The sequence below is a fragment of the Methylobacterium sp. 142-1Y genome (assembly GCF_057747795.1).
Map to the genome: position 1 here is coordinate 2,990,001 of NZ_CM173224.1, position 25,925 is coordinate 3,015,925.

Here is a 25,925-nt window from a genome sequence, read left to right on the forward strand (position 1 = left end):
GTATTCACCGTGGCGTGCTGATCCACGATTACTAGCGATTCCGCCTTCATGCACCCGAGTTGCAGAGTGCAATCCGAACTGAGACGGCTTTTGGGGATTCGCTCCAGGTCGCCCCTTCGCTGCCCATTGTCACCGCCATTGTAGCACGTGTGTAGCCCATCCCGTAAGGGCCATGAGGACTTGACGTCATCCACACCTTCCTCGCGGCTTATCACCGGCAGTCTCCCCAGAGTGCCCAACCGAATGATGGCAACTAGGGACGTGGGTTGCGCTCGTTGCGGGACTTAACCCAACATCTCACGACACGAGCTGACGACAGCCATGCAGCACCTGTGTGCACGCCTCCGAAGAGGACTGTGGATCTCTCCACATCGCATGCCATGTCAAGGGATGGTAAGGTTCTGCGCGTTGCGTCGAATTAAACCACATGCTCCACCGCTTGTGCGGGCCCCCGTCAATTCCTTTGAGTTTTAATCTTGCGACCGTACTCCCCAGGCGGAATGCTTAATGCGTTAGCGGCGCCACTGACCTGCATGCAGACCAACGGCTAGCATTCATCGTTTACAGCGTGGACTACCAGGGTATCTAATCCTGTTTGCTCCCCACGCTTTCGCGCCTCAGCGTCAGAACCGGACCAGACAGCCGCCTTCGCCACTGGTGTTCTTGCGAATATCTACGAATTTCACCTCTACACTCGCAGTTCCGCTGTCCTCTTCCGGTCTCAAGCCAACCAGTATCGAAGGCCATTCCGTGGTTGAGCCACGGGCTTTCACCCTCGACTAAATCAGCCGCCTACGCGCCCTTTACGCCCAGTGATTCCGAGCAACGCTAGCCCCCTTCGTATTACCGCGGCTGCTGGCACGAAGTTAGCCGGGGCTTATTCCTCCGGTACCGTCATTATCGTCCCGGAGAAAAGAGCTTTACAACCCTAAGGCCGTCATCACTCACGCGGCATGGCTGGATCAGGGTTGCCCCCATTGTCCAATATTCCCCACTGCTGCCTCCCGTAGGAGTCTGGGCCGTGTCTCAGTCCCAGTGTGGCTGATCATCCTCTCAGACCAGCTACTGATCGTCGCCTTGGTGAGCCGTAACCTCACCAACAAGCTAATCAGACGCGGGCCGATCCTTCGGCAGTCAAGCCTTTCCCCAAAAGGGCGTATCCGGTATTAGCTCAAGTTTCCCTGAGTTATTCCGAACCGAAGGGCACGTTCCCACGCGTTACTCACCCGTCTGCCGCTGACCCCGAAGGGCCCGCTCGACTTGCATGTGTTAAGCCTGCCGCCAGCGTTCGCTCTGAGCCAGGATCAAACTCTCAAGTTGAAGAGCTGATCATAGCTGATCACAACATAAACGGAGGCTCACGACCGATCGGCGTTTCCGCCTGATCGTGTGAGCACCGAAACGTTAAGACCAGCATCATCCTACTCGTGATCCCACCCGAAGGCAGGATCCGCAGGGACGACGCCGTCCACGCTTCTCTTTCTCGTATGCACTTGTCAAAGAGCGGGTCGGGCCGGGAGCCAGACCTTGTACCCTGGAGAACAGAAAGCCGAGCCGGGTTTCCCTGGCCTTTGCTTCACCGTCTCTGGGGAAGTCCTTCGCGGCGGCCAGTTCGTCGGCGCCCCGTCGGTGAGCGGCTGTCTAAGGGTAGCCGGCTCGCCTGTCAACACAGCCCTATCCGAGGATCGCGGCCGCGGCCACGGGGCGGGCGGGAGGTTGCCCAAACTGGCGGTTACCTCGAAGAGACCTGGATGCCCGCTTTCGACAGGGGGGGGCATCGGCCATCCCGCGAGCGACCGACGCCCCGGTCGTCCTCCGCGCGGCCCGTCCGGGACGCATGGCCCGTCGCGCCGCGTCCGCTTATGACGGGCGGTGCGATACCGGGGCGGCCGGGGAGGGGACACGCATGAGGACAATGGTGCTGGCGGCTCTGCTGCTCGGCCTCGGCCCGGCTCTCGCGGCAGAGGACGTGGCGCTGCCGACCGTCGATTATGCCAACACGCGCTATTCGACGCTCGACCAGATCACGCCGGAGACCGTCGGCCGGCTCAAGGTGGCTTGGACCTTCTCGACCGGTGTGCTGCGCGGGCACGAGGGAGCGCCGCTCGTGGTCGGCCACATCATGTATGTGCACACGCCGTTCCCGAACACCGTCTATGCCCTCGACCTCGATCAGGATGGCAAGGTCCTGTGGCGCTACGCGCCGCGGCAGGATTCCGCGGTAGTCGCGGTGATGTGCTGCGACACGGTCCATCGCGGGCTCGCCTACAAGGATGGCCGGGTCTTCCTGCAACTCGCCGATACGAGCGTCGTCGCGCTCGATGCCGAGACGGGGCGGGTGCTGTGGTCGGCGCGGAACGGCGATCCGGCGAGGGGCGAGACCAACACCGCGGCGGTGCTGCCGGTGCAAGATAGGCTGATCGTCGGCCTGTCGGGCGGCGAGTACGGGGCGCGCTGCCACGTCACCGCCTACGACCAGGCGACGGGGCGGCGCCTGTGGCGCGCCTTCGCCACCGGGCCGGATGCCGAGATGCTCGTCGATCCCGACAAGACCACGGAGCTCGGCCGGCCGATCGGACAGGATTCCTCGCTGAAGAGCTGGGACGGCGAGCAGTGGAAGACCGGCGGTGGATGCGCCTGGGGCTGGTTCTCCTACGATCCGGAGCTGAATCTCGTCTATTACGGCACCGGCAATCCCTCGACCTGGAATCCGGTCCAGCGCCCGGGCGACAACCGCTGGGCGATGGCGATCGTCGCCCGCGACGCGGATACGGGGATGGCCCGCTGGGTCTACCAGATGACGCCCCACGACCAATGGGATTATGACGGCGTCAACGAGATGATCCTGACCGAGCAGGAGATCGACGGCCGCAAGCGCCGTCTGCTGACCCATTTCGACCGCAATGGCTTCGGCTACACCCTCGACCGGGTGACCGGCGAGTTGCTGGTGGCCGAAAAATTCGATCCGAGCGTGAACTGGGCCAAGCGGATCGAACTCGACCGCGCCTCCCCGACTTACGGCCGCCCGGTGGTGGACGAGCGTTACGCGCCGGGCACGACCGGAGAGGACGAGACCGTGTCCGGCATCTGCCCCGGGGCCCTCGGCGCCAAGAACCAGCAGCCTGCCGCCTACTCGCCCGTGACCGGCCTGTTCTACGTGCCGACCAACCACATGTGCATGGATTACGAGCCGTTCCACGTAACCTATACGCCGGGTCAGCCCTATGTCGGCGCGACGCTGACGCTGCATCCGCCGCCGGGCACCGACCGGACCGGCGCCTTCATCGCGTGGGACAACCGTTCGGGCCGGATCACATGGTCGATCCCGGAGTCGTTCTCGGTCTGGTCGGGGGCACTCGCCACCGCGGGCGGCGTGGTGTTCTACGGCACCCTCGAAGGCTACCTGAAGGCGGTCGATGCCGTGACGGGGAAGGAACTCTATCGTTTCAAGACACCGTCCGGGATCGTCGGCAACGTCACGACCTATATGCATGGTGGGCGCCAATACGTGGCGGTTCTGTCCGGCATCGGCGGCTGGGCCGGAATCGGACTCGCGGCCGGGCTGACCGATCCGGCCGAAGGCTCGGGTGCGGTCGGCGGCTATGCGGCTTTGTCGCATTACACCGCCGCGGGCGGGCAGCTCACGGTGTTCGCCCTGCCGGAGCGATGATACCATTTCCGGACGGGATCGTCCGGACTTCGCATGACAAGGTCCCGGCTTGGCCGCTTCCCTTCCCGAATCGCCATCACGGAGGCTCTTCGATGCGGGTGCCGATCGTGCTCCTGTGGTTGCTCGCGGCGCCGGTCGCATGGGCGCAGACCCCGCCGGCAGCGAATGATCCGGCGATGGCCGCCTGCCTCCTCGACCTCGTCGCCCGGGCGAAGGAGCAGGGGGTGACGCCGGCCCTGGCCGAAGCGCAATTGTCCGGGCTCACCCCCGATCCGGAGGTGCTGGCGGCGACGCACAAGCAGGCGGAGTTCGAGAAGCCGGTCTGGGCCTATCTCGATTCCGCGGTGAGCGACGAGGCGGTGGCCGACGGCCGGGTGAAGCTCGCCGCGGAGGGGAGCCTGCCGGCGATCGAGGCGGCCCATGGCGTCGACCGGCACGTGCTCGTGGCGATCTGGGGCATCGAATCGGGCTATGGCAGCGTCCTGACCGATCCCCGCAAGGTGCGGCCGGTCCTGCGCTCCCTCGCCACCCTGGCCTGCTCCAGGGACAAGCGGGTCGCGCTCTGGACCGAGGAACTGGTTGCGGCCCTGCGCATCCTCGATCTCGGTCGCACGACGCCGGAGCACCTGACCGGCTCCTGGGCCGGCGCGATGGGCCACACCCAGTTCATGCCGACGACCTATCTGCGCCACGCCGTGGATTTCGACGGCGACGGACGCGCCGACATCTGGACCTCGGCGCCGGACGCCCTCGCCTCGACGGCGCATGACCTGCGCAGCTTAGGCTGGCGCCCCGGCGAGGGCTGGGGCGGCGAGGTCGTGCTGCCGGCGGGCTTCGATTATCGCCTCGCCGACGAGACGACCGTTCGGACGCTGGCGGAATGGCGCGGCTTCGGCGTCACGCCCGCCGGCCGGACGATCGGGGCCGACGCCGACACGGCCCGCCTGGTGCTGCCCGCTGGCGCCCGCGGGCCGGCCTTCCTGCTGCGCCCGAACTTCCAGGCGCTTCTCGGCTACAACGCCGCTTTCTCCTACGCTCTGGCTGTGGCGCATCTCGCCGACCGGCTGCGCGGGGAGCCGGGCTCCGTGCAGGGATTCGTGCAGGCTTGGCCCCGGGGCGACCGGCCGCTCGGGGCCGACGAGCGGCGGGAAGTCCAGGCCGCCCTCGAGGCGCAGGGACATCCGGTCGGCGGCGTCGACGGGCGCATCGGTCCGCGAAGCCGCGCGGCGATCCGGGCGTATCAGGCGAGCGTCGGGCTGGTACCGGACGGTTACGCCGATTCCGCACTGCTCGACCGCTTGCGAGCCGGTGGTTGATCCCCCGCGGGCGCCCGATCCGGGGGGCCGTCCACAGCCTGACGGGGAAGGACCCGGTGGCGTTCGGGATGGATGCCGATCTCTGCCTCTCGGACCCCGACAAGTGCGTCACCCTCTCGGACGACATGGTCGACGACCGCACCGGCTTCACCCCCTATGCCGGCCGGATCGTGACCGGCTGCCCTGATTCGGTCCTGTGCCGCGGAAGGGTCGTCTCCGAGGGCGGTGCCGTGACGGTGGAAGCCTGTAGCGCCGCACCGATCCGGCGGGGCCTCCGGACGCGCGAGGGGACGGCGCTGGTCCGGGGCAAGGAGGCAGCCGGGTCGTCGGGACGCCGTGGAGGTGCCCGCCGGCGCATCGGGCGGGGGGCCGGCGCCGGTGATCCCCGGCGCCTGAGGGTGCCGACGACCGCGTCGCGGCCGACCGGGTGCGGTCAGGCGAGCCGCAGCAGCAGCGCCAGCGCCGTCACGATCAGCACCGCGAAGGTCGCCAGGATGCCGCCGCCCCGGCAGGCGAATTGCCGAGGCGAATTCGCCGGCGCCGTCATGCCGAACGGATGCAGCACCCGGCCGACCAGGAGCGCGAGGAGCAGGCCGTGGACCAGGGCCCGGCTCGCCCCATGCGCCTCGAGCAGGCCGACGAGGATCAGGATGAACGGCACGTATTCGGCGAAATTTGCTTGCGAGCGGGCGCGGTGCAGCAGCACGGCGTCGCCGCCGTCGCCGTGCAGCACGTTGGCGGAGAGGCGCCGGGCCATCACCCAGCCGGAGAGCCCGGCGAAGAGCAGCGCCAGCACGGCTCCGTAGGCGGCGGTGAGGGAGGGGAAGATCATGAGAACGTCCTTCAAGCGCGGATCGGGCCGTGGATCGAGGGCTCTTGGATCGAGGGCTCTTGGATCGAGGGCTCTTGGATCGGGCAGCCGTTGTGCCTGGCCCGGAATCCGGCCGAGCGCGGATAGACGGCGCGGCGCGCCCGCATCACCGAGCCGAGGGGCCGGTGCGCCGCGATGCCGTGCCACGGGCTGAAGGCGAGGCCGTCGTCGAGGTCGCGGACCTTCGCGTCGCTCCAGCTCTCCTGCGGCGCAACGGTGATCCGGGCGACCGGACGGTAGGGGCTCCGATCTTCCGGCCAGGGCTGTGAAGCGTCCTCGACCGGCATCGTCGCGCGGTCGGTGAGAAGCTGGACGCGCAGCTCCCACACGCCCTCATGGCCCGAGAAGAAGTCTGCGACCGCCTCGCGCAGGCCGTTCGGCTTGCCATCGATGTCGAGCGACGCGCCGGTCAGCGCGGTGAGTGCCGGCGAGGCCGGGGCGAGGGCGACCTTCGCGACGTAGTCGCCCCAGCGCAGGGCGGCCTGGCTGTAGAAGGTCTCGCCGAGGATATGCGTCTCGGGATGGCCGCCGAGGCCGATCAGCGTTGCGCTCCTGGCGCCCACCGCCTCGAGGGCGGTCTCGACGCCGCGGAGCGCTGCGGAAAGCACCTTCTTGAAAACCTGCGGCGTGTCGGTGGTGGCGGCGAGCGGTTTCAGGCTCTTGAGGAACGCCTTGGCGTCCGGTGCCGTGAAGGCGGGGGCGTTCGCCATCACGAAGTCCTGCGTGTCGCCCTCCGCCCCGGGCAGGCGCTCGCCGGGGACGCCGATCACCTTCAGGGCGAGGCCGCGGGGCGTCGACACGCTGTCGTCCAGGATGTCGCCGGGATTGGTCGAAAGCCGCAGCACCGCGTCATACGTGCCGGGCGTTGCGAACATTCCCTGCGCCAGCGGCACGGGGAGGTCCGGCAGCACGGTGAGACGGCCGGTGAGCAGGCCGTGGCTCTTGGCGTGGACCCCGCGCACCGCGTGGCCGTAATCCTTCAGCGTCGTCTGCTGGATCGTTTCGAAGACCCGGATCATCTCCGCCTGCACCTCCTCTTCGTCGGGCTGCACGCTCTCGAGGGAAGGATCGAAGCGGATCGGCGCCTGCATTCGGGGAGTGACCTTGCTCGTCTTGAGGACGCGGGGGCGCGTCGCTGCGTCAGCGTCAACGGCGCCGCTCCGCCGGTGTTCCGGCGTGCGTCGCGCCACCTCACGGCGGTACGCCGGCTCGCAGGCGACGGGCGGGGATGATCGTTCCCCCGCCACGCGCCGTCGCAGCAATTTCTTCTCGGGTCGATCGGTACTTTGGGAGGCGCGTTCATTGACGGTCGAGCGCAGGCGGGCTTGAATGTGTCCGAGGCGCGACCGGATCGCACGGCCGCCCGCGCCTCCGCGACACCACGCAAGCGGGCGCCGCTCGCCCCTCACCGAGGAGCCCTGACCATGCCCGCCGCCGCCAAGACCCGCACTCTGGTCGCCCGCACCCTGGTCGACCGTAGCCTCTACCTGGCGTGGAATGCGCTCACGGTCCTCGTCTTCGTGATCCTGACGGCCTACGTGGCGCGGGCGGACGCGCCGGTACTCGCCGTCGTCGGGGGTTGAGGCGGCTCGGCCGATCCGAGCGCCTGTTCTATTGTTTTGGTTATTGTCATCCCTCACGCAGCCTCATCCTGAGGCATGAGAGTATTTTCCGGCGAAGTGGATGCCGGTTCGTCGTAGAAAATGCGGCAATATCGAAGACCTGGAGAGCTTCAGACGTCTCGGTGCCCTCTGGAGCCCTCCTTCGACGCTGATTCCGTTCGCACCTCAGGATGAGGTCGTGAATGGGGTGGACGTGCCGTGCTCTGCGGCAAGCTCCTCACTCCTCCAAGCTCCTCACTCCTCTTGGCATCCCACCATCCCGAGCGATGCTTCCAGCACCCCCAGCAGCCGCTCGAAATCCCGCCTCTGCACCTCGCTGAAGCCCGACAGGAGTTGGGCCTCCCGGGCGAGCAGGATCGGCACCAGTTCGGCATAGGTCGCCCGTCCCTGCACCGTGAGCTGCAGCATGATCTCGCGCCGGTCGTCGCCGCTCTCCTGGCGCTCGACGAGGCCGAGTTCGATCAGGTGGCTCACCGCCCGGCTGATCCGGGACTTGTGCGTGCGGGTGCAGCGCACGACATAGGCCGCGCTGCGCGGCCCGTCATGCTGCCCCAGCGTCGCGAGCACCCGCCATTCCGGAATATCGATGCCGAACCGCGCATAATCGGCGGCGAGCGCCTGGCTGAACTCGGTGGCGAGCCGGTTGAGCCGGAACGGCGAGAAGCTGAGCAGGTTCAGGCGGTCCATCGGTGCGAGGCGCGGCCCCTTGACGGTTGCGATCGCAACATCTTACATCAAGTTGCAAGTGCAACAAGCACCGCGCATTCCCGGGGATGCGCCGCACGATGCCGCGCTCGACCGGCACCGGCAAGATGACAGCCAAGATCATTGTCAAGGCAAGATCATTGCCAAGGGAGGCAACCGCATGAGCAAGGGCTTCGCCAGCCAGGGCGACCTCGCCGAGAAGCAGGAGACCTTTTCGGAGTTGGCGCCGGGCGTCTACGCGCTGACCGCCGAGGGCGATCCGAATTCCGGCATCGTGGTCGGCGACGATTCGGTGCTGGTGATCGATGCCCGCGCCACGCCGCGCATGGCCGGCGACTTGGTGGGCAAAGTCCGGGAGGTCACCGACAAGCCGATCCGGCACATCCTGCTCACCCATTACCACGCCGTCCGGGTGCTCGGCGTCGCCGGCTATCCGGACCGGGTCAACGTCATCGCCAGCGACGTCGCCCGGGCGATGATCGTCGAACGCGGGCAACAGGACATGGACTCGGAGATCCAGCGCTTCCCGCGGCTCTTCCGCGGGCGCGAGGAGATCCCGGGCCTGACCTGGCCGACGCTCACCTTCCACGGCGAGATGACCCTGTGGCTCGGCGCGCGCGAGGTGCGGATCGTCCATGCCGGGCGCGGCCACACCGCCGGCGACACCATCGCGTGGCTGCCGCGTGAGAAGGTTCTCTTCTCCGGCGACCTCGTCGAGTACGGCGCCACGCCGTATTGCGGCGACGCGCATTTCCAGGACTGGCCCGCCACCCTCGATCGGCTGGAGGCCCTCGGGCCCGTCGCCCTGGTGCCGGGCCGCGGCGAGGCGCTGACGACGCCCGACCGGATCCGCGAGGGCCTGGAGGGCACCCGCGCCTTCCTGCGCGACCTCTACGCCATCGCCCGTGAGGGCGTGGCGGCCGGCCACGACCTCAAGGCCGTCTACGATCGGGCGATGAGCGAGATGCGGCCCCGATACGGGCACTGGGTCATCTTCGAGCATTGCATGCCGTTCGACGTCAGCCGCGCCTATGACGAGGCCAAGGGCATCGACACGCCGCGGATCTGGACCGCCGAGCGCGACATCGAGATGTGGCGGGCGCTGGAGGGCTGACCTTCCGCCGGACCCGAACGAGAGCGCGACGCCCGGACCAACCGGGCGCGTCCGAAACGAGGAAACCCCGAGAGGCCGCCGATGAGCCCACCCCGCTACGCCTCGGCACCGGCACCGGAACTCGCTGGTCGCGGCCTGCACCGGCCGGTCGTGGTGATCGGCGCCGGGCCGGTCGGCCTCACCTGCGCCATCGACCTCGCGAGCCGCGGCGTGCCGGTCGTCGTGCTCGACGACGACGACACCGTCGCGACCGGCAGCCGGGCGATCTGCTGGGCCAAGCGCACCCTGGAGGTCTGGGACCGGCTCGGCGTCGGGAGCCGCATGGTCGATACGGGCGTGACCTGGAACACCGGCCGCGTCTTCCACGGCGCGCGGGAGCTGTACCGCTTCGACCTCCTGCCGGAGGGTGGGCACCGGCGCCCGGCCTTCGTCAACCTGCAGCAATACTACGTCGAAGAGTTCCTGGTGGACCGGGCCGGCGACTTCCCGGAACTGATCGACTTGCGCTGGAAGAGCACGGTCACCGACCTCGCGCAGGCCGACGACGGCGTATGCCTGACCGTCGAGTCTCCGCACGGTGCCTACGCCGTCGACGCCGCCTGGGTGATCGCCGCGGACGGCGCCCGGTCGCCCACCCGCACCCGGATGGGCCTGCCCTTCCCGGGCCAGTGCTTCGAGGAGCGCTTCCTGATCGCCGATGTGCGGATGCAGGCCGGCTTCCCGACCGAGCGCCTGTTCTGGTTCGAGCCGACCTTCCATGCCGGCCAGAGCGCGCTCATGCACCGCCAGCCCGACGACGTCTTCCGCCTCGACTTCCAGCTCGGACCCGACGCCGATCCCGAATTGGAGCGGCAACCCGACCGGGTGATGCCGCGGGTGCGGGCGGTGGTCGGCGCGGACACGCCCGTTACCCTCGAATGGTGCTCGGTCTACAGCTTTCGCTGCGCGCGGCTGGAGCGCTTCGTCCACGGAAGGGTGATCTTCGCCGGCGACAGCGCCCACGTGGTGAGCCCGTTCGGGGCGCGCGGCGGCAATGGCGGCGTGCAGGATGCCGACAACCTGGGCTGGAAGCTCGCCCTGGTGCTGTCCGGCCGGGCGCCGGAGTCGCTGATCGCCACCTACGACGAGGAGCGCGGTCGGGCCGCCGACGAGAACATCCTGCATTCGAGCCGCACCACCGCCTTCATGACCCCGCGCACGGGCGCGGAACGCACGCTCCGCGACGGCGTGCTGGCACTGGCCGCCGAGGTGCCCTTCGCCCGCGCCCTCCTCAATGCCGGACGCCTCTCGCGGCCCTGCAGCCTCGCCGGCCTGTCGTTGCAGACGCCCGATGCCGGGCCGTTTCCCGGCGGTCCCGAGCCCGGCACCGCCTGTCCCGATGCGCCGATCATCGATGTGGAGGGCCGGCCCGCCTGGCTGCTCGACCGGCTCGGCGGCCCGTTCACGCTCCTGCTCTTCGCCGGAGAGGATGTGCCGGATCTGGCGCCTCTAGCCGGGCTCGACCTGCGCCTCGTCGTGGTGAGTCGCACGCCCCTTGCCGTGTCGAGCGCCGAGACCGTCCACGACCCGGACGGCCTGGCCGCCGCCCGCTACGCCGCCGCGCCCGGCACCGCCTACCTGATCCGACCCGATGCCCACGTGGCGGCGCGTTTCGCAACTCCCGATCCGGTGGCCGTCGCGCAGGCCCTCGCCCGGGCTGCCGGCCGCTCCGCTGCGACGATCCGGGAGGCCGCGTGATGGCGCTCCGGCCGGATGACGGCTTCCGCGGCCGGGCCGACGACGTCTACGAGATCCTGGTCCGCGCCCATCGCGACCTCGACGAGGCCGAGAGCGCGGCGCTCACCACACGCCTCGTCCTGATCCTGGCGAATGAGGTCGGTGACCTCGACGTGATCCGGGAGGCGGTCGCGCTGGCGCGGCGGACGTTGCAGAAAGAGGCGATCGCGGGTTCGGGTTCGGCGAGCGGTCGAGAGCCCGTTTGACCCGATCGACAGTCTTCGTGCCCCAGTGTCATACCAACGGTCGTTGGAAACGACCTTTGGTTCCGCTCTCGAATTTTCGCCAAGCCTCTGGCTTGAAATCGAAAATTCGAGATGGACCAATGGCCCGATGCATCAGCATCTCGGGCCATTGGTATCAGTCCAGGGCCGCGCAGCGGAGCCTGGCGTGACGCGGCTGGTCCGAAATCCATAGGATTCGATCGAACCGGTTCCGACATCACGCGGGTGGCACCGCGCCGGTCTGGGCGGTGATGCGGCCGTAATGCTCGATGCGGCGGTGGCGGGCGAAGTCGAAGATCGTCTCCTTGCCGAACCGGGTCTCGTCGAGGTCGCAAGGCACGACGATGACCCCGTCGGCCTCGCCGGGCAGTTCGGCCACGATCTTCCCGTTGGGATCGCAGATCAGCGTGCCGCCGGTGAGGTGATGGCCGTCTTCCGCTCCGGCCTTGGCCACCGCCACCACCCAGGTCGCGTTCTGGTAGGCACCGGCCTGAACGGAGAGACGGTGGTGAAAGAGCCGCTCCTCCACGCCCTCGGTGCCGCGCTGCGCGTTGACCGACGGGGTGTTGAAGCCGAGGACGATCATCTCGACGCCCTGCAGCCCCATCACCCGGTAGGTCTCGGGCCAGCGCCGGTCGTTGCAGATGCACATGCCGAGGATGCCGCCGAGCATCCGCCAGACCGGGAAGCCGAGATCGCCGGGCTCGAAGTAGCGCTTCTCGAGGTGCTGGTGGCTGCGCTCGGGGTCGAACTCGTCGTGGCCGGGCAGGTGGACCTTGCGGTACCTGCCGACGATGGTGCCGTCGCGGTCGACCAGGATCGAGGTGTTGAAGTGCCGGCCCTCGGGGGTCAGCTCGGCATAGCCGAACGACATCGCCATGCCGTGCTCGCGGGCCCGGTCGAAGAGCGGGGCGGTGGCCGGTCCCGGCATCTCGCGCTCGAACCAGTGATCCGCTTCCGAACGGTCCTCGTGGTACCAGCGCGGGAAGAAGGTGGTGAGCGCCAGTTCCGGATAGACGATCAGGTCGGCATCCTGGCGCTTCGCCTCGTCCATCAGCGCGATCATCCGGGCGACGACGCTGTCCCGATCCTCGGCTTTCTGGACCGGCCCGAGCTGGGCGGCGGCGGTGCGGATCACGCGCATGGAGAAAATCCTACTGAGCCAAGTGATTGAATTTTTCGAACCGTGGATTGCGACAGACGTGTATCCGAAACTCCACCTCATCCTGGGGTGTCATACGGTTTCCGGATTGATCGCTTCGCGATGCGGAAAGCGGCTTCGCTCAGGCGTCGCGCGGGCGGGTGATACGGCTTCCGGAAGCCGTATCAGTCCATCTGATGATGGACTGATCTCGAAGGAGGGCTCCAGGGATCGCGAGACTTCTTGAGCCCTCCTTCGAGGTCGGCCGATCTTCAATCGACTGACACCTCAGGATGCGGTGGAGGGTGGGATGGCTGCGTCTCCGCTGCGTCGACGTCACGCCGCCGGCTCCGCCGTGAGCCCCCGTGTCGGCCCTGGCCGGAAATGCGGGATCGCCGCCAGCAACTCCCGCGTATAGGCGGTGCGCGGCGCCCGAAAGAGGTCGCGGCTGGCGCCCTCCTCGATCACCCGCCCGCCCTGGAGCACCAGGGTGCGCTCGCACATCATCCGCACCACGTTGAGGTCGTGGCTCACGAACAGGAAGGCGAGGCCGTCCTGCCGGCGCAGGTCGTCGAGGAGGCGCAAGACCCCCGCCTGGACCGAGACGTCGAGGGCCGCCGTCGGCTCGTCGAGGACGAGGAGCCGCGGCTTCACGGCGATCGCCCGGGCGATGCCGATGCGGGCCTTCTGGCCGCCGGAGAGCTGGTGGGGCAAGCGGTCGAGGAGGGCGGCGGGCAGGCCCGCCCGCTCGGCGCTCTCGATCACCCGAAGGCGCAACGCCTCGCCGCGGAGAGGGGTCAGGCGCTTCACCGGATGGGCGATGCAGTCGAAGGCGGAGAAGCGCGGGTTGAGGCTGTCGGTCGGGTCCTGGAACACGATCTGGATCGCGCGCCGATGGGCCGAGCGGTGGAAGTCGCGGGCGGGAATCGTGCCGATCGATTCGCCGTCGAACAGGATGCGTCCGGCACTGGCATCGAGCAGCCGGCAGATCATCCGCGACGTGGTGCTCTTGCCCGATCCCGATTCGCCGACGAGGCCGAGGCTCTCGCCCTCACGGAGCGAGAACGACACGTCCTCCACCGCCATGGCACCGCCGAAGACCTTTCCGAGCCCCTGCACCTCGAGGAGCGGCGGGGTGCCGGGGGCGGGCGCCTGGCGCGGCAGGGCTGGCGGGCGAGGGCCCTCCGGCACGAGGTCGGAGAGCGTCGAGGTCGGGGTCGGCGAGGCGGCGACGAGGCGCTTGGTGTAGGGGTGGCGGGGCGCGGAGAACAGGGCGCCCGGCTCGCCCTCCTCGACGAGACGGCCCTGCTCCATCACGGCGATGCGGCTGCAATACTGCGCGGCGAGGCCGAGATCGTGGGTGATCAGGATCATCGCCATGCCGCGCTCGGCGGTCAGCCGGGCGACGAGGTCCATCACGGTCTTCTGGGTCGTCACGTCGAGGCCGGTGGTCGGCTCGTCGGCGATCAGGAGCGCCGGGCGGCAGGCAAGCGCGAGCGCGATCATCACCCGCTGGCACATACCGCCGGAAAGCTCGTGCGGGTAGGCGTCGAGGCGCTTAGCCGCGTCGCGGATGCGCACCGCCTCCAGGCTCTCCAGTGCTCGCTCCCGCGCCTGACTTGTCGAGAGCCCGCCCACCACCAGCACGTCGGCGAGCTGGCGGCCGATCGGGCGGATCGGGTTCAGCGCCGCCCGCGGGTTCTGGAAGATCATGCCGATGGCCTGGCCGTGCGCCGCCCGCAGGTCCGCGGCCGAGAGCCGGGTCACGTCCTGGCCGCGGAAGCGCACTTGGCCCCCGACGATCCGGCCGGCGCGGTCGAGCAGGCGCGCCGCCGCGAAGGCGGTGACGGACTTGCCCGAGCCGGATTCGCCGACGAGGCCGAGGCTTTCGCCGGCTGCGACCGCGAGAGAGACGCCGCGCAACGCCTCGACCGGGCCGCGTCGGGTCGCGAAGGTGACCTTCAGGTCCTCGATCGAGAGAAGGGGGGGCTGCATCAGGTCCGCATCCGGGGATCGAGGATGTCCCGCAGGCCGTCGCCGAGCAGGTTGAAGCAGAGCACCGCCAGCATCAGGGCGAGGCCCGGGAAGGCGACGAGCCACCATTTGCCGGTGGTGATGAAGCGCGCGCCTTCCGCGACCAGGATGCCCCATTCCGGCGTCGGCGGGCGCACGCCCAGCCCGATGAAGGACAGGCCCGCCGCGTTGAGGATCGCCCAGCCGAGATTGAGCGAGATCTGCACCGCCATGGCGGGGAGCACGTTCGGCAGCAGGAAGCGCAGGACGACCGCGAGATGGCCCTCGCCGCCGGCCCGCGCCGCCTCGACGTAGCCGGCATCGCGCCGCACGTTCACCTCGGCCCGGGCGAAGCGGATGTAGAACGGCAGGTTGATGATGGCGGTGGCGATGACGATGTTCTCGACCCGGTTGCCGAGGGCCGCGACCAAAGCCATCGCCAGGACGAAGAGCGGGAAGGCCATCAGCACGTCGACGAGGCGCCCGACCACCCGGTCGAGCCGCCCGCCGGCATAGCCGCTCATCCCGCCGATCACCGCGCCGAGCGCGGAGGACAGCCCGACCGCCGAGAGCGCGATGGCGAGATCGAGCCGCGTCGCCGCGATGATGCGGCTGAGCACATCGCGGCCGAGCTGGTCGGTGCCGGCCCAATGCGCCGCGCTCGGCGGCTGGAGCGCGACCGAGACGTCGGAGGCGACCGGATCGTAGGGAGTGAGCCAGGGGGCGAAGAGCGCGACGAGGCAGAGCAGCGACGCACCTGCCGCCGCGACCGCGGTCAGGGGATTCTCGCGCAGCACGTAGCCGGCATGCCGCAGGGCGCTGGGCGGAGGCGCGAGGGTGGGGGACACGGCATTCATCGGGTGACTCGCATCGGCCTACTCGATCGAGACGCGCGGGTCGGCGAGGCCGTAGAGCACGTCGACCGTGAGGTTCACGACGACGAACAGGCTCGCCATCAAGAGCACGAAGCCCTGGACCGGCGCGTAATCCGAGGCGAGCAGCGCGTCGAGCGCGTAGGAGGCGACCCCCGGCCAGGAAAACACTTTTTCGACCAGCACGTTGGCCCCGAGCATGGTGGAGAACACGATGCCCGCGATGGTCAGCACCGGCAGGATCGCGTTGCGCAAGGCGTAGGTGACGATCACCCGCCGCCGCGGCAGGCCGAGCGACCGGGCGGTGCGGATGAAGTCGCTGCCGAGCACGCCGAGCATCGCCGCCCGGGTGATGCGGGCGAGCGGCGCCAGCACGAACAGCGCCATGGTCAGTGCCGGCAGCACCAGCTGCCCGGCCGCGGCGCGCCAGCCCTCCCAGTCGCCGACGAGCAGAAAATCGATCAGCAGGAAGCCGGTGATGTCCGGCGGGCTCGCGGCGAACACGTCGATGCGGCCGGTCGGGTCGGGCGCGACGCCGAGGAGGTAGTAGAACACGTAGATCAGGAGCAGCCCGGACACGAAGGTCGGCACGCAGACCCCGAGCGCGCACAGGAAGCGCACGGCATGGTCCACCGCCGAGCCCGGCCGGAGCGCCGCCGCGATCCCGAGCGGGATCGCCAGGAGGAGCGCGATGGCGAGCGCCGAGACGGTGAGTTCGAGGGAGGCCGGCAGGCGCTGGCGCAGATCCGTCAGCACCGGCTGGCCGGTGGTCATCGAGCGGCCGAGCTGGCCCTGCGCCACGTCGCCGAGATAGCGCACGAGCTGCTCGGGCACCGGCTTGTCGAGACCCATCTGGCGGCGGATCTCCTCGATCTCCGCCTTGCCGGCATTGGGCCCGGAGGCGAAGAACACCGCCGGGTCGCCGGGCAGCACCCGCATCAGCAGGAAGGTGAAGACCAGGACGCCGAGAAGCGCCGGCAGCGAGGACAGGAAGCGCCGCCCGGTGCGCCGGGCGATGCCGCTGGCGGAGGCCATCCTACTTCCTCGACAGGTCGCGGTAATCGACCTGGCGGTGGAACTGGTAGGTGTAGCCATCGACCGATTGCGCCATCACGGCATCCTGGTTCGGCTGCCAGATCGGGATCTGCGGCATCAGGGCGAGGTGGCGCCGGTTCAGGGCGCGGGCGTCGTCGTCGTATTTCGCCGGATCACGCTCGAACCGTGCCTTGGCGGCGAGTTCGTTGATCTCGGGATCGTCGATCGAGCTGTAGTTCCAGCGCTGGTTGCCGGTGTAGAAGTTGCGGTAGAAGTAATCCGGCGAGGGCAGCCAGGCGACGATGCCCTCGGTGAAGAACGGCAGCTTCTTCTCGCTCACCTGCGTCGACATCTGCGCGTCGGGCAGCTTCTGGATTTCGACCTTGACGCCGATTTTTTCGAGCGATTCGCGGATCAACGCGGCCATCGGCTCGGCGGTGGCGGCCTGGCCGACATTGAAGCTGAAGGTGGTCGAGAACCCGTCCGGCAATCCGGCCTTGGCGAGCAGCGCCTTGGCCCTCGGCAGATCGAGGGTGACCGGCTGCGCCACGGGGAAGACGGGGGCAGGGTCGCCCTCGCCCCAGGTCGCGCCGAAGAGCGGCTTGCCGCGGCCGAACAGGGCGGCCTTGAACATCGAATCGTAGGGCAGGGCGTAGGCGAGCGCCTGGCGCACCTCGACCTTGTCGAAGGGCGGCATCTTGGTGTTGAAGGAGATCAGCGTCACCGCGTTGAATTGCGGCGTGGCGATCACCTTCAGCTTGCCGCGCTCCTTCAGCGCCAGCGCGTCGTTGGCCTGGAGGTCGATGACGATGTCGGCGTCGCCCTTCTCGACGAGGTTGGCGCGGGTCGCCGGGTCGGGGATGGTCTGGGCGATGATGCGCTTGAAGCCGGCGGGCTTGTCCGGCGCGGCGCCCGTCCAGTCGGCATTGCGCTTGAGCACCACCTGCTCGCCGGGCTTGAACACGTCGACGCTGTAGGCGCCGCTGCCGACGGCGTGGTCCTTGAGCCAGGCTTGCGCCCAGGGGTCTTCCGGCGTCGCGTGCGACTTGGCGACCTTGGAATTGATGACGATGGCGTAGACGGTCGCGAGGTTCGGCAGCGCCAGCCGGTCGGGCTTCGGCAGCGTGACCTTGAAGGTGTGGGGATCGACCACCGTGAACTGGTCGGGGCTGGTGAGCGAGCCGGTGAGGAGCTGCGGTGCGGCGAGCGACTTCGCCGAGACGGCGCGGTCGAGCGACCACTTCACGTCGTCGGCCGTGACCGGTGTGCCGTCCTGGAACTTGGCGTCCTTGCGCAAGTAAAAGGTGAGGGTCAGGCCGTCGGGGCTGACCTCGTAACGCTCGGCCAGCTCGCCGCGCACCGAATCAAGGTCGAACACCCAGTTGTCGCCGAGCTTCTTGCGGCCGAAGGTGACGAGGCGGTCATACGTGCTGAGGCTGATCGCGAAGGCCTCGCGGGTGGTGCCCGGCATGGTCGGGTCGAGGGTATTGACCGCGGCTCCCGTGACGTAGCGCAGGGTCTCGGCCCGGCTCTGGGCCCGGGCAGGCTCCGCCACGACGAGGGCCGTGAGCAAAGCCGCCGCGAGGCCGGCCGTCCGCATGCTGGTCTTCGTCACGCCGCTTCCTTCCCTGCATCCCTGATCGGTCGGCCTTCTAGCAAGGGCCGTTCCAGCGGGTGCCATTCGAGACCAGGGACGAGCCGGGGGCAAGAGCTAACGTGAAGGCTCAACGCAGCACCGCCTGGGGCACGTCGTAGGCCCGGAAGTCGGCCCAGTGCCGGTCGAGGTCGGCGGTGAACAGCCCGCGGGTGAGGCCGGAGACGAGGCGGGGCACGGCGGTCGTCATGGCGTTGATCGACGAGCCGGAGGGGCCGTGGCTCACCGTCGAGGCGATGCCGAACAGGTGGATGTCGCGGATCCACGGCGTCAGGCCGGGCTCGCGCTCGGTGAAGGCGTAATCGTCGCCGAGATACGGATAGGCGGCCAGCCGATCGTCGCGCTCCTCGGGCGGCGGGGCGTAGCGGTCGCCCCAGGTGGCGATGTTGTGGGCAAACGCTAACAATTCGGGCCGCGCGGTGTAATCGACAGCGATGCCGGTGGCGGCGATCACGAGGTCGGCGCTCACCACCCCCCGCGGCGTGTCGAGGACGACCGCGCCGCCCTCCATCCGCGCCGCGCCGACGGGGGCGCCGGGGAGGAAGCGGAAATTCGGGTGCCGGGCGCAGCGGTCCCAGGTCGCCTGCGGAAATCCCTCGCGCAGGCCCATCACTGCGCTCATGAAGCGCCAGCGCCAGGCATCGTCGAGATCGCCGAGATGGCGCAGGAAGCCCGCGAAGGTCAGCCAGCGATAGGGCTGGACCACCTGCGCCTCCGCCCGCCGGCACAGCAGGGTCACCGCGGCGGCGCCGGCTTCCAGCGCCGTGGCGGCGTTGTCGAAGGCCGAGGCGCCGGCGCCGATCACCGCGACGCGTTTCCCGGCGAGGCCCGCGACGTCGATCGCGTCGTCGGTGCGGGCGACGCGCTCCGGGGGAAGGTCGCAGAGGGCTTCGGGCAAGGCCCAGCGCCCGGCGCCCTCCTGGCCGGTGGCGAGCACGACCTTGCGGGCATGGCGCACGCTGCCGTGCGAATCCGTCACCGCCAGGAGGCCATCGGCCGGCGCGATGCGCGTGACGGTCACGCCGTTCTCGACCGGCACGCCGGTCGCCTCGCGCACGAAGGCGAGATACGCGGCCCAATCCTCCCGGGGGATCAGGTCCAGCGCCTCCCAGGCGGCCTGCCCGTAGCGGGCCTCGTGCCAGGATTGATAGGTGAGCGCCGGCAGGCCGAGATCGGGTCCCGTAAAATCCTTCGGGCTGCGTAAGGTCCGCATCCGCGCATAGGTGAGCCAGGGGCCTTCGAGGCCCTTACAAGCCCGATCGAGAACCAGGATATTGGTCACCTGCGCCCGCATCAGCCCGAAGGCGATGGCGAGGCCGGATTGGCCGGCCCCGACCACGATCACGTCGTGGGCGGGTCGGCCGTCCGGGCCGGTGCGGGGCGTGAGCCAGGGCGCGCGGGGATGGGCCGTGCGGGCGATTTCGTCGCGGACGCGGAGCAGAAGAGCGTCGAGGGACATGCGGGTCCTTCAGGCGGAGAGCCAGCCGCCCTCCACCGGCAGGGCGGCGCCGGTGGTGAAGGAGGAAGCGGGACTGGCGAGGTAGAGGATGGCCCGGGCGACCTCCTCGGGCTGTCCGAGGCGTCTCATCGCGTGCCGGGCTTCGGAGGCCGCGCGGGCTGCGGCCGGGTCGGGGGCGCGCCGGAAGCTGCGGGCGAGGAGCGGCGTCTCGATGGCGCCCGGCACCACGGCGTTGACCCGGATGCCGTCGCCGGCAAAGTCGAGCGCCATGGTGCGGGAGAGGCTGATCACCGCGCCCTTGGCGGCGATGTAGGCGCTGTTGCCGCGCCCGCCGGCGAGCGCCAGCTGCGAGGCGACCGTGACGATGGAGCCGCCGCCGCGTGCCCGCATCAGGGGGATTGCTGCCTTGGCCCAGAGCCAGGTCCCGCCGACATGGGCGCGGAACACCGCGTCCCAATCTTCGGGCGCGGTGGTCTCGACGGTGCCGCCGACCGAGAACCCCGCCGCCGTTACCAGCACGTCGATGCCGCCGAGGGACGCGACGATGGCCGCCGCATCCTCCGCCACGGTCGCAGGATCGCCGACATCCGAGGCGCGGGCGAGGCCGCCGATCTCGGCCGCGACGGCTTCTGCCGCCGGGCCGTCCCTGTCGATCACCGCCACCCGGGCGCCGGATTCCGACAGAATCCGCGCCGTCGCGGCACCGATGCCGGAGCCGCCCCCTGTCACCACCGCCACCTTGCCGTCGAGCCTCATCGCGGATCCTCCCGGACTTGTGTCTGCCAGGCCAGGAACGCGTCGGCAGATGAATCGAGGCCGTGCGCCGCCTCCCAGCCGAGTTCGTCGCGCAACCGGCCGGTGGCGAGCGGCGGCCGGTCGCGGTCGCCGTGGAGCGACACCGTCGGGGTTTCGCCGGCTTCCGCGAGGCGGCAGACGAAGCCCGGCCGCACCAGATCGCGATTCGCCGCCAGCCGCTCGCCCCAGGCCAGGACCGGCCAGATCGTGGGGCTCGACACGTTGTAGAGAGGATGGGCCGGCCGCTCCGCCGCGATCAGCCGCGCGACCGCTTGCGCCGCGTCCGGCGCGTAGAGCCAGTCGCGCCAGCCCGGCCGCGGCAGCAGGGCCGGGGTGCCTCCTTGCGCGGCCGCCCAGATCTGCGCCTGCGGGCTCAGGGTGTCGCGCAAAGCGGTGTCGCGCTCGAACGGCCCGAACACGGCGCTCAGGCGCACGCTCACCCCGTCGAGGCCCCAATGGCCGCAGAGTCGCGACAGGACTTTCTCGGAAGCGAACTTGGTGGCGGCGTATAGGCTCTCCGGCTGCACGGGCAGATCCTCCGACAGCACCTCCGCCGGCACCGCGCCGTACGCTGCCGCCGAGGACAGGTTCACCACCCGGCGCACCCCTGCCCGCCGGCAGGCCTCGAGGATCGGCACCATCGCGCCGAGATTGACGGCGAGGATCGAGCCCGGATCGGCAGCCTCGCGGGCGGCATCCGCCGTCACCGCGGCGGCGATCACCACCGCGTCGGTGCCCGGCCGGATCGCCGCGGCGAGGGCGCCCGGGTCGGTCACGTCGCCGATGTCGAGGGAGAGGGGGCCGGGCCGTGCGGCGAGTGCCCGCAGGAGCGGCACCGGGGGCGGGGCCCGGTCGAGGACCCGCACGGCGAGGCCGCGCCCGAGCAGGGCATCGGCGAGGTTCAACCCGACGAAGCCGGCACCTCCCAGGATGACGGTGCTCACGCCGGCATCTTTGCGAATGCGTCGTCGTGGTGGGGAGATGCCGGCACGCGCTGTCCTCGTGGTCGATCCGTCACGGCATCATGCACGAAGTGGGCCGGCGAGCAGCCTGCAACCTGTGGGTTCGTCTCTCGATCAGGCGCGGGGTGGGAATTGCGGAAAATCCCGGAAACACCGAGCTGCGTCGTTCTGATATCGAGATGGGACCTCGCCCGACGCTTCTGAGCCTGCGCGACGTTTCGTCCGCGGCCGGCCGCCGCGTTCGTCGCGTCCGCGGCTTGCCCACAGGCCGGCGGATCGCCGCAATTGCGGGAGAGGCAAGTTGCCGGCGCGGCCCGCCGCCGGATTGTCATGAAACCATCACCCGCCCCGGCCAAGAGATTTCCCGACGCAGCCGGCGTGAAACAATCGCGGCCCGCGAACCGTGCGGAACTGTGCCGCCTCGGGCGACTCCAAGCTGGTCACGAACGGTCGGATTCTCGTATACGTTGCGGTCCGGGATGGAGCGCGGCATGAAGCTGGCGTCGGCACGGCCGCGCCGCGGAGCTTGAGGGGACGGGACATGGTGCAAGACGCGGCCGCACAGGCCGGCCCCGGCCAATCGGGTCCCGGACCCGGGGAGCTACCGGCGGCCCGGCCCGATTCCGGTCTCGGCGCCCTCGCCCTCGTCGCCTCGTTCCATCAGATCCCGTGCGAGCCGGCGCAGGTCCGCCACGATCTCGGCCTCGGCCAGAACCCGATGGGCGGCGTCGACATCGTACGTGGGGCGCGGCGGCTCGGCCTCAAGGGCCGCCTGCTGCAGAAACAGAAGCCCGCCCGTCTGGAGAGCATCCCGCTCCCGGCGATCCTCGAGGTCGATGACGGCCATTTCGTCGTCCTCGGCCGCCGCTTCGAGGACGGCAAGCTCCGGATCATCGATCCGGTCGCCCGCACGGCCGAGCATGTCGAGGCCGAGGCCTTCCTGCCCCGCTGGACCGGCACCGTCGTGCTCGTCGCACGCCGTGCCAACATCCAGACGGCACTGCACAATTTCGGCCTGACCTGGTTCGTCCCCTCGGTCTGGCGCTACCGCAAGCCGCTCGTCACGGTGCTGGTCGCCTCGCTGTTCATCCAGCTCTGCGCCCTCATCACCCCGATCTTCTTCCAGATCACCATCGACAAGGTGCTGGTCCACCGCGGCTACTCGACCCTGACGCTGGTCGCGGTCGGCCTCGTGGTGCTCGGCCTGTTCCACGTCGTGCTGCAATACTTGCGCGGCTATATCCTCACCCATACGGCGAGCCGGATCGACGTCGAGCTCGGCGCGCGGCTGTTCGACCACCTGATGCGCCTGCCGCTCGGCTATTTCGAGACCAGGCCCGCCGGCCAGACCGTCGCCCGCGTGCGCGAACTGGAGACGGTGCGCAACTTCCTCACCGGCCAGGCGCTCACCTCGGCGATCGACGTCCCCTTCACCCTGCTCTTCCTCGCCATCCTGTACTTCTATTCGCCGCTGCTCGCGCTGATCGTCACCCTGTCGATCCCCTGCTACATCCTGGTGGCGGTGCTGCTGCGGCCGATCCTGCGCGACAAGACGCTCGAGCGCTTCAACCGCTCGGCCCTGTCGAGCCAGTTCCTGATCGAGTCGGTGGTCGGCATCCACACCATTAAGGCGCTCGCCGTCGAACCCACGCTCAAGAGCCAGTGGGACGAGCGGCTCGCCGCCTACGTCAAGACCTCGTTCGTCGCCGGCCTCATCGCCAGCATCGGCCAGAACGCGATCCAGTACATCTCCAAGGTCACGACCGCGCTCGTGCTGTTCTTCGGCGCCTACGCGGTGATGAACGGCGAGTTGACCGTCGGCAGCCTGATCGCCTTCAACATGATCATGGGGCAGGTGACCGCCCCGATCCTGCGCCTGTCCCAGCTCTGGCAGGACTTCCAGCAGGTCAAGGTGTCGCTGGAGCGCCTCGCCGACGTGCTCAACTGCCCGCCGGAGACCCGGGCGCTCGCCCAGGCCCACCTGCCGCCGGCCAAGGGCCAGGTCACGGTGCGGGGCGTGTCGTTCCGCTACCAGCCCGGCACCCCGGAGGTCCTGAAGGACGTCAGCCTCGACATCCCGGCCGGCCAGGTCATCGGCATCGTCGGGCCCTCGGGATCGGGCAAGTCGACCTTCACCAAGCTGCTCCAGCGCCTCTACGTGCCGGAGAAGGGCCAGGTGCTGGTCGACGGCGTCGATATCGCCCAGGTCGATCCGGCCTGGCTGCGGCGCCAGATCGGCGTCGTGCTCCAGGAGAACCTCCTGTTCAACAAGACGGTGTTCGAGAACATCGCGCTCGCCAATCCCGGCCTGTCGCGGGCGCAGGTGATGCAGGTGGCCCGTCTCGCCGGCGCCGACGAGTTCATCAACCGGCTGCCGCTCGGCTACGACACGCCGATCGAGGAGCGCGGCGCCAATCTCTCGGGCGGTCAGCGCCAGCGGCTCGCCATCGCGCGGGCGCTCGCCACCAACCCGCGCATCCTGATCCTGGACGAGGCGACCTCGGCCCTCGACTACGAGAGCGAGCGGATCATCCAGGAGAACATGAAGCACATCGTGCGCGGGCGGACCGTCATCATCATCGCCCACCGCCTCGCGGCGGTGCGGATCTGCGACCGCATCATCGCGGTGCAGGAGGGGCGCATCGTCGAGGACGGCACCCACCGTGAACTCGTCGAGCGGCCGGCCTCGCTCTACGGCCGCCTCTGGCGCCTGCAATCCGACCACGGCAACGCCCAGGGAGAGGCCGCGTGAGCGCCAACCCGCAACCCGCCGCCAACCTGCCGACGCCGCGGCGCCAGCCCCCGCCGCCGGCCCGCTTCAGCCCGCGCGGGCTCAGCGACCGCGTGCGGCGGCTCGCCGACGATCGCTCCGACCAGGAATTCCTGCCGGCGCATCTCGAGATCCTCGACACCCCGCCCTCTCCCTACGCGGTGGTGTTCACCTGGGTCATGTGCCTGATGTTCGGGGCGGCGCTCGTCTGGAGCATCTTCGCCCAGATCGACATCCACGCGGTGGCGACCGCCCGCATCCAGCCCTCCGGCCGCTCGAAGGTCGTGCAGCCCTTCGACACCGGCAAGGTCCAGACCATCGCGGTCGAGAACGGCAGCCGGGTCCAGGCCGGCGACGTGCTCCTGACCCTGGAGCCGACCGAGGCCGAGGCCGACCTGTCCTCGCGCCAGGGCGACCTCGCGGCGTTGGAGGCCCAGATCGCCCGGCGCCGCGCCACGATCGAGGCGGTGGAGAAGAACCTGCCCACCATCAAGGTCGGCTTCCCGGCCGACATACCGCCGGCGGTGCGGGCCCGCGAGGAGGGCGCGATGCTGGCCGAGATCGGACAGTACATCACCACCCGCGAGGCGTTCGAGGCGCAACTCGCCGAGAAGGTCGCGACGCAGGAGCGCTTCACCGCCAGCATCGCGGCCCGGATGCGCCTCCAGGCGGTGTTGAGGGAGCGTGCCGACATGCGCGAGACCCTGGTCGCCAAATCCGCCGGCACCCGGGCGGCGGTGATCGACGCGGTGCAGCAGGTCGAGCAGGTGGCGGCCGACCTCGCGTATGACCGCGGACAGCTGACCGAGGCCAAGGCCGGCGCCGTCTCGCTCCAGCGCCGCATCACCCAGCTCACCAGCGAGACCGTGGCGCGCCAGTACCAGGCCCTGACGGAAGCGGCGCAGAAGCGCGACGCCCTGGTGCAGGACGTGGTGAAGGCCACGCTCAAGCGCGAGCGCACCACGCTCAAGGCACCGATCTCCGGCACGGTGCAGCAGCTCGCCGTGACGACGCTCGGCCAGGTGGTCACCGCCGGCCAGCCCCTGATGGTGGTGGTGCCGACGGACGGGCCGATCGAGGTCGAGGCCCAGGTCCAGAACAAGGATATCGGCTTCATCCTGCCCGGCCAGGAGGCGGTGGTGAAGATCGACGCCTTCCCGTTCACCCGCTACGGCTCGATCGAGGGCAAGGTGGTGAGGGTCTCGCGCGACGCGGTCGACGACCGCGAGGCGGGCGGCGGCAGCGACGCCTTGTCGGTGGCGCGCGGTCAGGGCGTGAACCCGGTGACGGGCACGCAGAAGACCCAGAACCTGATCTTCCCGGTGACGGTGGCGCTCTCCCAGACCTTCATCAAGGCCGACGGCAAGGAGGTGGCCCTGACGCCGGGCATGACCGCGACGGTGGAGATCCGGACCGGGCGGCGACGGGTGATCGATTATCTGCTGTCGCCGGTAAGGGAGACGACCTCGACCGCGGGGCATGAGCGATAAAGGGAGATAATAAAAATTCATCGCGAAGTCCTTATCATCACAACGATTTGTCTAATTTTCTATTGACTTTACTCATTGTAATTTACTAAATCATATTGCTAATTACTAAATTAAGTATAATGAATTTTGATTTAACGGCAAATAAATAAAATGTATTGTATAATAAATTTGAGGTATTGTGTTATTATCGATTTTTATCAATATCCAGCACGTAAAAGATGTTCTTGCAAGAATTTTTACTTTATGCATGATGCTATTATATCTGCCTTAAACGAGATTTGATTTAATTTGTTCTCATCGTCGGTGTCCGTTAGAAAGCCCCTTTTCATATGCATTTGATGTGATAACGTAGGGATGTGGGCCTGTAGCTCAGTTGGTAGAGCGCCGGAATCTCTAATCCGGAGGGCAGTGGTTCGAATCCATTCAGGCCCACCAG

19 protein-coding genes, 1 tRNA gene and 1 rRNA gene (1 of these 21 only partly in view) are annotated in these 25,925 nt (G+C 68.9%); 9 read left to right on the top strand and 12 right to left on the bottom strand.

Annotated elements, in window-relative coordinates; genetic code table 11:
- Window positions 1-1,320 (bottom strand): 16S ribosomal RNA (locus tag AC3AOF_RS13590); it reaches 164 nt to the left of the window's first position.
- 586 nt (window positions 1,321-1,906) lie between these two features.
- Between AC3AOF_RS13590 and AC3AOF_RS13595 the strand changes: the two genes are divergently transcribed.
- Both AC3AOF_RS13595 and AC3AOF_RS13600 read left to right on the top strand, forming a co-directional pair.
- The gene (locus AC3AOF_RS13595; RefSeq protein ID WP_488348800.1) at window positions 1,907-3,670 is read left to right on the top strand and encodes a methanol/ethanol family PQQ-dependent dehydrogenase; all 1,764 of its coding nucleotides are present in this window, start codon (window positions 1,907-1,909) and stop codon (window positions 3,668-3,670) included.
- A 92-nt stretch (window positions 3,671-3,762) separates the two neighbouring features.
- Entirely contained in the window at window positions 3,763-4,986 is a 1,224-nt protein-coding gene (locus AC3AOF_RS13600; protein ID WP_488348801.1) for a lytic murein transglycosylase, read from the top strand.
- A 433-nt stretch (window positions 4,987-5,419) separates the two neighbouring features.
- Here AC3AOF_RS13600 and AC3AOF_RS13605 read toward each other — a convergent pair whose 3' ends face one another.
- Together AC3AOF_RS13605 and AC3AOF_RS13610 are read right to left on the bottom strand one after the other, a co-directional pair.
- The gene (locus AC3AOF_RS13605) at window positions 5,420-5,818 is read right to left on the bottom strand and encodes an MAPEG family protein (RefSeq protein ID WP_236990273.1); all 399 of its coding nucleotides are present in this window, start codon (window positions 5,816-5,818) and stop codon (window positions 5,420-5,422) included.
- Window positions 5,819-5,829: 11 nt separating this feature from the next.
- Window positions 5,830-6,948 carry a catalase family protein gene (locus AC3AOF_RS13610; RefSeq protein ID WP_488348802.1) on the bottom strand — a complete coding sequence of 373 codons (1,119 nt, stop codon included), beginning with the start codon at window positions 6,946-6,948 and terminating at the stop codon, window positions 5,830-5,832.
- 333 nt (window positions 6,949-7,281) lie between these two features.
- Here AC3AOF_RS13610 and AC3AOF_RS13615 point away from each other — a divergent pair, with 333 nt between their 5' ends.
- Window positions 7,282-7,440: a hypothetical protein gene (locus AC3AOF_RS13615; RefSeq protein WP_236990275.1), complete on the top strand. Its 159-nt coding sequence runs from the start codon at window positions 7,282-7,284 to the stop codon at window positions 7,438-7,440.
- 273 nt (window positions 7,441-7,713) lie between these two features.
- Here the strand turns inward: AC3AOF_RS13615 and AC3AOF_RS13620 are convergent, their stop codons facing one another.
- A complete protein-coding gene (locus AC3AOF_RS13620; protein ID WP_236990276.1) occupies window positions 7,714-8,166 on the bottom strand; it encodes a MarR family winged helix-turn-helix transcriptional regulator in 453 nt (150 codons plus the stop codon).
- A 178-nt stretch (window positions 8,167-8,344) separates the two neighbouring features.
- Between AC3AOF_RS13620 and AC3AOF_RS13625 the strand changes: the two genes are divergently transcribed.
- The 3 genes from AC3AOF_RS13625 to AC3AOF_RS13635 all read left to right on the top strand — a co-directional run bounded on the left by AC3AOF_RS13625 (window position 8,345) and on the right by AC3AOF_RS13635 (window position 11,280).
- The gene (locus AC3AOF_RS13625; protein ID WP_488348803.1) at window positions 8,345-9,298 is read left to right on the top strand and encodes an MBL fold metallo-hydrolase; all 954 of its coding nucleotides are present in this window, start codon (window positions 8,345-8,347) and stop codon (window positions 9,296-9,298) included.
- Between the two features lie 81 nt (window positions 9,299-9,379).
- Window positions 9,380-11,035, top strand: a complete 1,656-nt coding sequence (locus tag AC3AOF_RS13630) for an FAD-dependent oxidoreductase (protein ID WP_488348804.1) — start codon at window positions 9,380-9,382, stop codon at window positions 11,033-11,035.
- Window positions 11,035-11,280 (top strand): DUF2783 domain-containing protein, encoded by a 246-nt coding sequence (locus AC3AOF_RS13635; protein ID WP_236990279.1) that lies wholly within the window; start codon window positions 11,035-11,037, stop codon window positions 11,278-11,280. Before AC3AOF_RS13630 ends, AC3AOF_RS13635 begins: the two co-directional genes overlap by 1 nt.
- A gap of 235 nt (window positions 11,281-11,515) precedes the next feature.
- Here the strand turns inward: AC3AOF_RS13635 and AC3AOF_RS13640 are convergent, their stop codons facing one another.
- The 8 genes from AC3AOF_RS13640 to AC3AOF_RS13675 all read right to left on the bottom strand — a co-directional run bounded on the left by AC3AOF_RS13640 (window position 11,516) and on the right by AC3AOF_RS13675 (window position 21,211).
- Complete coding sequence (locus AC3AOF_RS13640; protein ID WP_488348805.1) at window positions 11,516-12,442, bottom strand: N-carbamoyl-D-amino-acid hydrolase; 927 nt, start codon at window positions 12,440-12,442, stop codon at window positions 11,516-11,518.
- 333 nt (window positions 12,443-12,775) lie between these two features.
- Window positions 12,776-14,434 (bottom strand): nickel ABC transporter ATP-binding protein NikE, encoded by a 1,659-nt coding sequence (gene nikE / locus AC3AOF_RS13645; RefSeq protein WP_488348806.1) that lies wholly within the window; start codon window positions 14,432-14,434, stop codon window positions 12,776-12,778.
- Window positions 14,434-15,300, bottom strand: coding sequence for an ABC transporter permease (locus AC3AOF_RS13650; RefSeq protein ID WP_488348807.1), 867 nt, complete (start codon window positions 15,298-15,300; stop codon window positions 14,434-14,436). The genes nikE and AC3AOF_RS13650 overlap by 1 nt, the downstream gene beginning before the upstream one ends.
- A 27-nt stretch (window positions 15,301-15,327) precedes the next feature.
- Window positions 15,328-16,359 carry an ABC transporter permease gene (locus AC3AOF_RS13655; RefSeq protein WP_488348808.1) on the bottom strand — a complete coding sequence of 344 codons (1,032 nt, stop codon included), beginning with the start codon at window positions 16,357-16,359 and terminating at the stop codon, window positions 15,328-15,330.
- 1 nt (window position 16,360) lies between these two features.
- A complete protein-coding gene (locus tag AC3AOF_RS13660; RefSeq protein WP_488348987.1) occupies window positions 16,361-17,959 on the bottom strand; it encodes an ABC transporter substrate-binding protein in 1,599 nt (532 codons plus the stop codon).
- Between the two features lie 124 nt (window positions 17,960-18,083).
- On the bottom strand, window positions 18,084-19,472 hold the full coding sequence (locus tag AC3AOF_RS13665; RefSeq protein ID WP_488348809.1) for an NAD(P)-binding domain-containing protein: 1,389 nt from the start codon (window positions 19,470-19,472) through the stop codon (window positions 18,084-18,086).
- 9 nt (window positions 19,473-19,481) lie between these two features.
- The gene (locus AC3AOF_RS13670; protein WP_488348810.1) at window positions 19,482-20,228 is read right to left on the bottom strand and encodes an SDR family oxidoreductase; all 747 of its coding nucleotides are present in this window, start codon (window positions 20,226-20,228) and stop codon (window positions 19,482-19,484) included.
- Entirely contained in the window at window positions 20,225-21,211 is a 987-nt protein-coding gene (locus AC3AOF_RS13675) for an NAD-dependent epimerase/dehydratase family protein (RefSeq protein WP_236990286.1), read from the bottom strand. The genes AC3AOF_RS13670 and AC3AOF_RS13675 overlap by 4 nt, the downstream gene beginning before the upstream one ends.
- 559 nt (window positions 21,212-21,770) lie before the next feature.
- Here AC3AOF_RS13675 and AC3AOF_RS13680 point away from each other — a divergent pair.
- The 3 genes from AC3AOF_RS13680 (at window position 21,771) to AC3AOF_RS13690 (ending at window position 25,924) form a co-directional block, all read left to right on the top strand.
- Window positions 21,771-23,981 carry a type I secretion system permease/ATPase gene (locus AC3AOF_RS13680; RefSeq protein WP_488348811.1) on the top strand — a complete coding sequence of 737 codons (2,211 nt, stop codon included), beginning with the start codon at window positions 21,771-21,773 and terminating at the stop codon, window positions 23,979-23,981.
- Window positions 23,978-25,489, top strand: coding sequence for an HlyD family type I secretion periplasmic adaptor subunit (locus AC3AOF_RS13685; RefSeq protein ID WP_488348812.1), 1,512 nt, complete (start codon window positions 23,978-23,980; stop codon window positions 25,487-25,489). Before AC3AOF_RS13680 ends, AC3AOF_RS13685 begins: the two co-directional genes overlap by 4 nt.
- 358 nt (window positions 25,490-25,847) lie before the next feature.
- Window positions 25,848-25,924: transfer RNA gene (locus AC3AOF_RS13690), tRNA-Glu, on the top strand.
- The last annotated feature ends 1 nt before the right edge of the window (window position 25,925 follow it).

Bases quoted from the DNA above. Each gene is read 5' to 3' on its own strand.
- AC3AOF_RS13605 (WP_236990273.1), bottom strand. From the start codon at position 5,818: ATGATCTTCCCCTCCCTCACCGCCGCCTACGGAGCCGTGCTGGCGCTG.
- AC3AOF_RS13655 (WP_488348808.1), bottom strand. From the start codon at position 16,359: ATGGCCTCCGCCAGCGGCATCGCCCGGCGCACCGGGCGGCGCTTCCTG.
- AC3AOF_RS13670 (WP_488348810.1), bottom strand. From the start codon at position 20,228: ATGAGGCTCGACGGCAAGGTGGCGGTGGTGACAGGGGGCGGCTCCGGC.
- AC3AOF_RS13610 (WP_488348802.1), bottom strand. From the start codon at position 6,948: ATGCAGGCGCCGATCCGCTTCGATCCTTCCCTCGAGAGCGTGCAGCCC.
- AC3AOF_RS13600 (WP_488348801.1), top strand. From the start codon at position 3,763: ATGCGGGTGCCGATCGTGCTCCTGTGGTTGCTCGCGGCGCCGGTCGCA.
- AC3AOF_RS13640 (WP_488348805.1), bottom strand. From the start codon at position 12,442: ATGCGCGTGATCCGCACCGCCGCCGCCCAGCTCGGGCCGGTCCAGAAA.
- AC3AOF_RS13595 (WP_488348800.1), top strand. From the start codon at position 1,907: ATGAGGACAATGGTGCTGGCGGCTCTGCTGCTCGGCCTCGGCCCGGCT.
- AC3AOF_RS13620 (WP_236990276.1), bottom strand. From the start codon at position 8,166: ATGGACCGCCTGAACCTGCTCAGCTTCTCGCCGTTCCGGCTCAACCGG.
- nikE (WP_488348806.1), bottom strand. From the start codon at position 14,434: ATGCAGCCCCCCCTTCTCTCGATCGAGGACCTGAAGGTCACCTTCGCG.
- AC3AOF_RS13615 (WP_236990275.1), top strand. From the start codon at position 7,282: ATGCCCGCCGCCGCCAAGACCCGCACTCTGGTCGCCCGCACCCTGGTC.
- AC3AOF_RS13680 (WP_488348811.1), top strand. From the start codon at position 21,771: ATGGTGCAAGACGCGGCCGCACAGGCCGGCCCCGGCCAATCGGGTCCC.
- AC3AOF_RS13660 (WP_488348987.1), bottom strand. From the start codon at position 17,959: ATGCGGACGGCCGGCCTCGCGGCGGCTTTGCTCACGGCCCTCGTCGTG.
- AC3AOF_RS13665 (WP_488348809.1), bottom strand. From the start codon at position 19,472: ATGTCCCTCGACGCTCTTCTGCTCCGCGTCCGCGACGAAATCGCCCGC.
- AC3AOF_RS13625 (WP_488348803.1), top strand. From the start codon at position 8,345: ATGAGCAAGGGCTTCGCCAGCCAGGGCGACCTCGCCGAGAAGCAGGAG.
- AC3AOF_RS13630 (WP_488348804.1), top strand. From the start codon at position 9,380: ATGAGCCCACCCCGCTACGCCTCGGCACCGGCACCGGAACTCGCTGGT.
- AC3AOF_RS13635 (WP_236990279.1), top strand. From the start codon at position 11,035: ATGGCGCTCCGGCCGGATGACGGCTTCCGCGGCCGGGCCGACGACGTC.